The 6857-nt window shown below is 32.6% G+C and carries 9 protein-coding genes; 8 read left to right on the forward strand and 1 reads right to left on the reverse strand.

The genetic code is table 11. From position 1 onward, the window contains the following. The first annotated feature begins 52 nt into the window (after positions 1–52). The 5 genes from WKU33_RS16945 to WKU33_RS16965 all read left to right on the forward strand — a co-directional run bounded on the left by WKU33_RS16945 (position 53) and on the right by WKU33_RS16965 (position 4922). Positions 53–1312: a WG repeat-containing protein gene (locus tag WKU33_RS16945; RefSeq protein ID WP_340455712.1), complete on the forward strand. Its 1260-nt coding sequence runs from the start codon at positions 53–55 to the stop codon at positions 1310–1312. A gap of 169 nt (positions 1313–1481) precedes the next feature. After that, positions 1482–1964: a hypothetical protein gene (locus tag WKU33_RS16950; RefSeq protein WP_340455713.1), complete on the forward strand. Its 483-nt coding sequence runs from the start codon at positions 1482–1484 to the stop codon at positions 1962–1964. A 78-nt stretch (positions 1965–2042) separates the two neighbouring features. After that, complete coding sequence (locus tag WKU33_RS16955) at positions 2043–2390, forward strand: hypothetical protein (protein WP_235764052.1); 348 nt, start codon at positions 2043–2045, stop codon at positions 2388–2390. A 329-nt stretch (positions 2391–2719) separates the two neighbouring features. Then, the gene (locus tag WKU33_RS16960) at positions 2720–3250 is read left to right on the forward strand and encodes a helix-turn-helix transcriptional regulator (RefSeq protein ID WP_235764060.1); all 531 of its coding nucleotides are present in this window, start codon (positions 2720–2722) and stop codon (positions 3248–3250) included. Positions 3251–3623: 373 nt separating this feature from the next. Beyond that, positions 3624–4922, forward strand: coding sequence for a hypothetical protein (locus WKU33_RS16965; protein ID WP_340455715.1), 1299 nt, complete (start codon positions 3624–3626; stop codon positions 4920–4922). 100 nt (positions 4923–5022) lie between these two features. Here the strand turns inward: WKU33_RS16965 and WKU33_RS16970 are convergent, their stop codons facing one another. After that, a complete protein-coding gene (locus tag WKU33_RS16970) occupies positions 5023–5271 on the reverse strand; it encodes a hypothetical protein (RefSeq protein ID WP_340455716.1) in 249 nt (82 codons plus the stop codon). Positions 5272–5628: 357 nt separating this feature from the next. Between WKU33_RS16970 and WKU33_RS16975 the strand changes: the two genes are divergently transcribed. From WKU33_RS16975 to WKU33_RS19145, 3 genes are all read left to right on the forward strand, one after another. Next, a complete protein-coding gene (locus tag WKU33_RS16975; protein WP_340455720.1) occupies positions 5629–5850 on the forward strand; it encodes a type II toxin-antitoxin system RelE/ParE family toxin in 222 nt (73 codons plus the stop codon). Between the two features lie 12 nt (positions 5851–5862). Next, entirely contained in the window at positions 5863–6288 is a 426-nt protein-coding gene (locus WKU33_RS16980; protein ID WP_340455717.1) for a hypothetical protein, read from the forward strand. A gap of 163 nt (positions 6289–6451) precedes the next feature. Then, positions 6452–6856 (forward strand): EAL domain-containing protein, encoded by a 405-nt coding sequence (locus WKU33_RS19145; protein ID WP_369010274.1) that lies wholly within the window; start codon positions 6452–6454, stop codon positions 6854–6856. Position 6857: the final 1 nt, after the last annotated feature.

Here is a 6857-nt window from a genome sequence, read left to right on the forward strand (position 1 = left end):
TAGAGGGACCATGATCATACGAATCTACGATAGACTAGGAGAGGGTAAACTTATGGATAAAGACAACATGTTAAAAGCTAAACATGGAAAAGTATGTATCATCAATACAGCAGGAAAAATAGTAATCGAACCAGAAATAGAAGTTGATACAATATATTATCCAAGTAATGGTCTATGCCAAGTGGGAAGGGATGGTAAATATGGCTATATAGATGAGACTGGTAAATTGGTCATCCCTTTAAAGTATAAAAAAGTCTTTCCATTTTCTGAGAATGGATTAGCTTTTGTTCTACGTGAAAATGGCTTAGGAGGGTATATTGACAAGCACGATAACTTTGTCATACATCCAATCTATGAATCTGGATCTACCTTTAGATTTGGCTTTGCAGCAGTATCGAGAAATGGAGAGTATACATTCATACACGAAGATGGAAATAAAGCAGTCGACCACACATTCAAATATGCAAGTGGATTTGCTGCGTCTGGACTTGCGAAAACGCAGGAATTTGATGGAAGGTATGGTCTGATGGATGCAACAAGTATGCCGGTACTTATCTTGAAACATGGATGTGAATTGGCGGAATTTAAAGGAGATAGTAAGATTACTAAATTTAGAGTGAATGAAAAAGAGGCATTGATAAATTCCCAGGGAGAAATTATCACGGGATTGAACTATGACAAGGTTATCATTTCACCAAATTCAAAGTTACATCCATTTTTGCGGAATGGTTTATGGGGATACATAGATGATGAAGGTAATGAGATAATAGCCAATATATACAAAGGGGTATCGGAATTTTCGGAATTTAATGTAGCAGCTGTAAAATCATATCATCCATTGGCAGAGAACAATTTAGTCGATTTTTACATAAATGATCGGGATGAAATAATAGACAACAAATTAATAGAATTTATCAACCAACTACTGAGTTACAGATTCTCTAACGTAAGTAGATTTAAGAATGGACTAGCATTAGCAGAGAAAAAAGAAGAAATAAGAGATATCAGTGAAAAACGAGGGAAAGATGAGTGTACAAGAAGTTGTAAAGTCAAAGCAGATGAGGAAGATTATTACGCAGAAAAACTACATGAGGTTGAAATATACTTTAATAGTATGGATAAGAAAGGGATATATAAATTTATAAATGAAGAACTAAGAGCTGATGTAAGAGTATTAGATGTACATGATAATTATGTTAAGTTATTATGGCCCCTTCAACCACATCTAAAATCTGCAGATGTTGAAAATACATTGGATGATGCCCTAAATGATGGAAAACTAGGAAAATATAATTATGATCGGATTGATTGAAAAGTTATGTAAGAAAATTAACTTAAAAATATAGGAATAAGATTCTTATGCGCCAAATATGACCCATTACTTATTATATAATCAAATGTGTAGAGAAGTTAAGATAAATAAGAAAATCTCCTTTTATTCAAAAGGAGATCATAGAATACTCTAGCTTTATCTTTAGGATATGAAGAAAAAGCTTGACATTTACATAGCGGGAGGAATGACTATGAAAAAAGTTGAAGTATTAGTAAGGATGAGATTGGAGAAAAAAATCGTAGTAGAGGTAGAAGATGTTGAGGAAGCAGAGCGTAAAGCAGGAGAGATGATCGATGAAATGGATCGTGAAGAATACAAAGAATTCCTGTCATCATCACGTATGCCTTATGGTGGCCCTTTTGTTGAAAAGGTATCCCTAGAAGCAAAGGTGAAAATGGCGATTGACGGCTTTGATCCATATGTTTTATGTCCAGGCGTTGACGCACCATATGATGAATATGATGGAGAATCTAGCAGAATAGCAGAAAAAATCGAGCATGACATGTCAAAGAAAGAAATTGCAGATATTATAGCTAAGGAATTTACTCGGTCCTTTAATACAGAGTTTACCATAGAAGAATGTATGTGGCCGGCTGAAGAGATATATGATTACTTAAAAAATCAGGTTTAATATGATTCTATAAAATTGGTTCAGTAAGAAAAGAGGTATCAGGCAAGAAGTGAAATAAATAACACGGAGATGATAGAGATGTCAAACTTCTACTTCTGTAAATTCGGACAGGTAGAAGATATTGAAGTGATCATATATCCAGGAAATATGAGTATTGAACCAGTATTGTTCATAATGGATGGAAAAAAGAAAGTGGAGATTACACTTAGTTCTAATATCTATGAAAACGACTTGGGAGAATTCATGTTACATACAGGATTATCTGGTGAGTATCGAGATGCCGCGAATAAGGTGATGAGAGAGTTAGCTGCAGAAGTTGTAGACTTAGAACACTTCATTAAATATATTCTGAAACCAGCATACAAAGAAAAATTGATGAGCATTATTGAAGAGGAAGAGAAGAGTGGAAGATATTATAAACTTTGAGGTGGTTGCAATGAAGTATCGGACCTCAAAGGTAGGGGGCAAATTCCCAGAAAGTCATAATTACTCATAAATTATCCCGTTTTATATATAAGCGCCATTACTTAAGGAAGTTATGACGGGGCGCGGCACTGACTAACTAACGGAAAAGAGTGTTCGCGTGGGAGGAATAACCTGCTAAGCGTTTTTTTAAATCTTTTCATCCAACGAAAATATCTAATGACATATGAGGCTGTAGTGTGCGTGTACAATCAAGAAAAAATACTTATTTTAGTTTTATTAAAAATTTTGCAACAACATACAGATGAAAATCATCGATTAACGCAAAAAGAATTGATCAGGGGGCACGATTAGTTTTAGAGTCGCAAACAGATCAAGATGGTGTTCCGAGAAAATATCTGATTAATCCTTATCAATTGGTGGCGGCAAATGGGCGCTATTATTTAATTTGTAACAATGATCGGTATGATAACATCTCTCACTATCGATTGGATCGGATTACAAACATTGAAAAGCTTAAGGGAAAACATAAACCGATGGAAGAAGTAAAAGGGCTCGAACAGGGGCTAAATCTGCCAAAACATATGACAGAGCATATTTATATGTTTACAGGCGAATCTGTTTCCGTACGTTTAAGATTTAACAAATATTTCATCAATAAATTTATCGATTGGTTCGGTACAGAAAATATAACTTTCTCCGATCAAACAGAGGATGAAGTAACAGCTAGGGTTATGGTGAATAGAATAGCTATGAAAAAATGGGCATTGCAATTTTCCCTTCATGTAAGAATATTATCACCTCAGAGTTTGGTAGATGAAATAAAAAGAGATATTGATCAAGCTCGGAAAAACTATCAATAAAAATACTTTTGATAATCTTGTAGAAATTATAGAACAGATTATCTTAAAAAAATTAACAAAGGATTTCAAGTTTTTTTTATCTATTAATTAGTAGAATGTTGGACAGTTTAACTGGAATGATGATTTTGTAACGTTATTTTTATCAATTGCATTTATTGGCTTAGGTATTCCAATTGGCAGAGGAACAATAAAGTATAAACAACCGAGTCAATTTCATAATTACATTTATGAGCCATATCAACTCAACATATAGTTGTGAACGATCCAAGACAACTAGATGTTGTATCTTAATGGTGTCAATTCGGGATTGTGAAATTAACTAAACTATAAAATTATAATACATTACAACGTAAAATTTTTCAGGAGCGATTATATGAAGTCATTTATGTCATTCTTTTTGTCATTTTTTATTTTTAATAGCAAGATCATAGAATATTTTCTGCCTTTCTCTACATATATGACCAGTTATAAGAAGAAAAAGAGTGTTATTTATTTGCTTTATTTAATCACTCTAAAACTATCTGTAACGGTCCTAGCTTGGTACCTTGTTACGGTTCCTTTTCTTGAAGCGTATTATCATGGTTATTTTTCGTTTTATTTTCGTTTTATTGGAATACCAGTAGGCATTCTTGCAATAATAGCAATATTCTTCACATATTCATATTTAATGCATAAGAAATTTATGGTTAGAGATCGGAGTGTCAGTGTAACAAGTCTTCTTTTTAATAACTGGATTAAAACATTTTTAAAGGTTATTTATTGGCAATTTTTTATAGCAACTTTTTTCATGATGTTTACGAAAAACATGCCTGAACTTAATTCTATTGGTCTTGAAACTCTTGAAAAACATTCTTTTCTTAACCTTTTTACATTGTTTGCAATAAGTATCATCTATGCTTTTACAAATAAATACTTTGAAATAAAAGTTCACCAATATTTTTATTACTTCTTTGACCTATGGTTAAACATAGAGGAATATGAAAATAGAATAAAAGAGCTATCAAAAGATTTTTCTATTCTCTTTACCAAATTCGATAACCACATGTATAGGAGCCATCGAAATCTCGCACGTGATTCAAGAGTAATTGTTTTAAGACATAAATACATCCCAATATCTTTTACGCTAACCTATTATGCAGTAGATTTTGAAAGGCATTATTATGCCGTATACCAAGAGGAATATGCTGCTGGGATAAGACCTTCATATCATAAAAACGTGAAAGAATCTAATATTTTTCCAAGAACGCGAATCATACAAAAGTACTACCCTGAGAAAATAAAAAAACGAGTTAGAGAAGGACGTAGAAAAACATCCGTCCCTATTGGGAAAATACTCATTATTGGTCGAGTGATCACTGTGCTTTTAGTCATTGCTTTGGTCCTTTCTGTGAATCATACTTTTACATGGGAGGATTTTCTAGAACATAGAAAGTCTAATTATTTAGGTATCGCTTTTCTATTAGTTATTTTATTAATTACCTATTTGTTTGCATGGTTTTATACAAATATTGCTATTAGTGTGGGGATGTTTTTTATCATAAAAGAGGCAGATTATTATGCGGAAGAGCCCATAAATCTTCTTATATTAATTGCTGTCACTATTGTTTTTAATTTAATGGCTATGTCCTTTTGGAAAGAAGAAAAGATAAAAGAGCTTTTATATCTCAGATAATAGAGGTAATTGATACCGAAAAGTCATTATCGAAAAAGCCGAAACAAGAAATGTACTAGTCAGCCTAAGATATATTTAAATAAATGAATTGTTTGTTGAGTTAAATAGCATCATTTAACAATGGAATGCCAATAAGTACATTGATTTTTGCATGAATTAAGGTAAAATGAATATAGATAGTAAAAAAGAGAAGTGCGTCAACACTACTCTCCGCAGCCTCAGCCGTACAGGTGGTGGTTGTCAAAAAATATTTCTTTGTTTGAGAACCACCCTGCTTCCTACGGCGACGGGCGGTTTTCTCTTTGTTTAAAAAGTTTTTTTGAAAAAGATATGCACTAATTGCACGCACAATCCCCTTTCAACACTTCTTTTAAAAACTCCAAGAATGTCTCCATGATTATCACCTCCTTTCCCTAATTAAAGGAAAAGGAACATATGACAACCACCTACTCATAAAACTTTCAGCTGTATTTCTATTTTATCATGAATATATAATTTTTTAAACAAATGACGAACGTACAATCCTTTATTGAAAGCATAAAGATATTTTCATAGGAGACCATTGGAATGCTCGTTTAGTTCTGATTGGTGTAGATTTTTTTAAATCGGGTATATTAATTTAGTACATCTCACTAGAAGATGAGCAACATGGAAAACTGTTAATATAATTGAGCCTGAGTATTGACCGCGAGCTTTTAACCGGACCATTGTAACAGATTTATTAGAACGGATAGAAAATAATATCAGGCAATTGAAGGAATTTCCGAATTCAGGTAGTCGACTTGTGGATGAATATCTACAATTGAAAGGATATAGAAGAATTATTGTTGGTTCTTATATCATCTTTTATGTTGTAGATGAGCAGCTGAAACAAGTAATCATTATGCGGATTTTATATGGTAAACGAAAATATCAGGATTTGCTATGAGGTGAACAAACGATGAGTCTAACAAGTTACATTGGTAGTAATGTATCCATTGAAGAAAAGGGATATGAGGAAGAACCTGTGGAGGGTAAAATTTTTGTTGGTCCGAGTTTCTCTGATGAAGGAAGTTTAGATGAAGTAAAAGAAGCGCAGTTTTCCACGACATATGTATATGAAGTAACGTTTAATAGTTGGGGAATGGAACTATCACCTTATCAGGATGAAAAATTTTATGAAGAAAACAAAACTGGTTTGCATCAAGTATGCGAGATGATGGATTCCTATTTAGACGTGGGCGAGTTTTTTGAATTTTATACATGCTGGGTTGGAGAGGAGTTTAATTCGAAGGGAGCGGAAATAACACTCCCAATTCGAGACTGGTATACGGAAGGAATGGAATTAAGGGAACAAACATTGATTCGATTTGTTAAAGGATATTAAAGATCTATTAACTTGATGTATTAATGGTTCGAATAGCCTATAAAAACATTTGAAAATAAAAATTCAATATGATATGATTATTTAATGTTGGAATTCATTTTCCAAATTCCGATAAAAAGTGACATTAAGTTTTATAGTAGGGAGTATGAATAATTGAATATTAATGAAAAGGATCAATTTCAACATATGTTGGATAATAGTTTGTACCATCATTTTTCAGCTCATAACCGATATTCACGATTCTAAAATCTTAGGATATGAGGGTTTATTACGATCAAGCTGTACTAAAAATCCAGAATCACTATTTAATACAGCAATAAATTTAAAAAAGATATTTGAATTGGATTTATACTCAATTAATACGGCGATACAGACTTTTAACGATTACGTAGATAAAACTACCTCAGACACTCACTTGTTTTTAAACATCCACCCAACTACTCTTGTTTCGCCAAACTTCAAAAATATATTATGTGATAGAATTGAAAATTCAAAAATAACGACTAATTGCCTTGTATTAGAGACTCAATTTTCGCAGCTCAAACTAGGCAGGTACACCTTGATATAAC

This window comes from Oceanobacillus sp. HCA-5259 (assembly GCF_037892815.1).
Classification (GTDB): domain Bacteria; phylum Bacillota; class Bacilli; order Bacillales; family Amphibacillaceae; genus Oceanobacillus; species Oceanobacillus indicireducens.

Coding starts and splice junctions, on each gene's coding strand:
- WKU33_RS16945 (WP_340455712.1), top strand. CDS start 53: ATGGATAAAGACAACATGTTAAAAGCTAAACATGGAAAAGTATGTATC.
- WKU33_RS16950 (WP_340455713.1), top strand. CDS start 1,482: ATGAAGAAAAAGCTTGACATTTACATAGCGGGAGGAATGACTATGAAA.
- WKU33_RS16955 (WP_235764052.1), top strand. CDS start 2,043: ATGTCAAACTTCTACTTCTGTAAATTCGGACAGGTAGAAGATATTGAA.
- WKU33_RS16965 (WP_340455715.1), top strand. CDS start 3,624: ATGAAGTCATTTATGTCATTCTTTTTGTCATTTTTTATTTTTAATAGC.
- WKU33_RS16980 (WP_340455717.1), top strand. CDS start 5,863: ATGAGTCTAACAAGTTACATTGGTAGTAATGTATCCATTGAAGAAAAG.
- WKU33_RS19145 (WP_369010274.1), top strand. CDS start 6,452: ATGAAAAGGATCAATTTCAACATATGTTGGATAATAGTTTGTACCATC.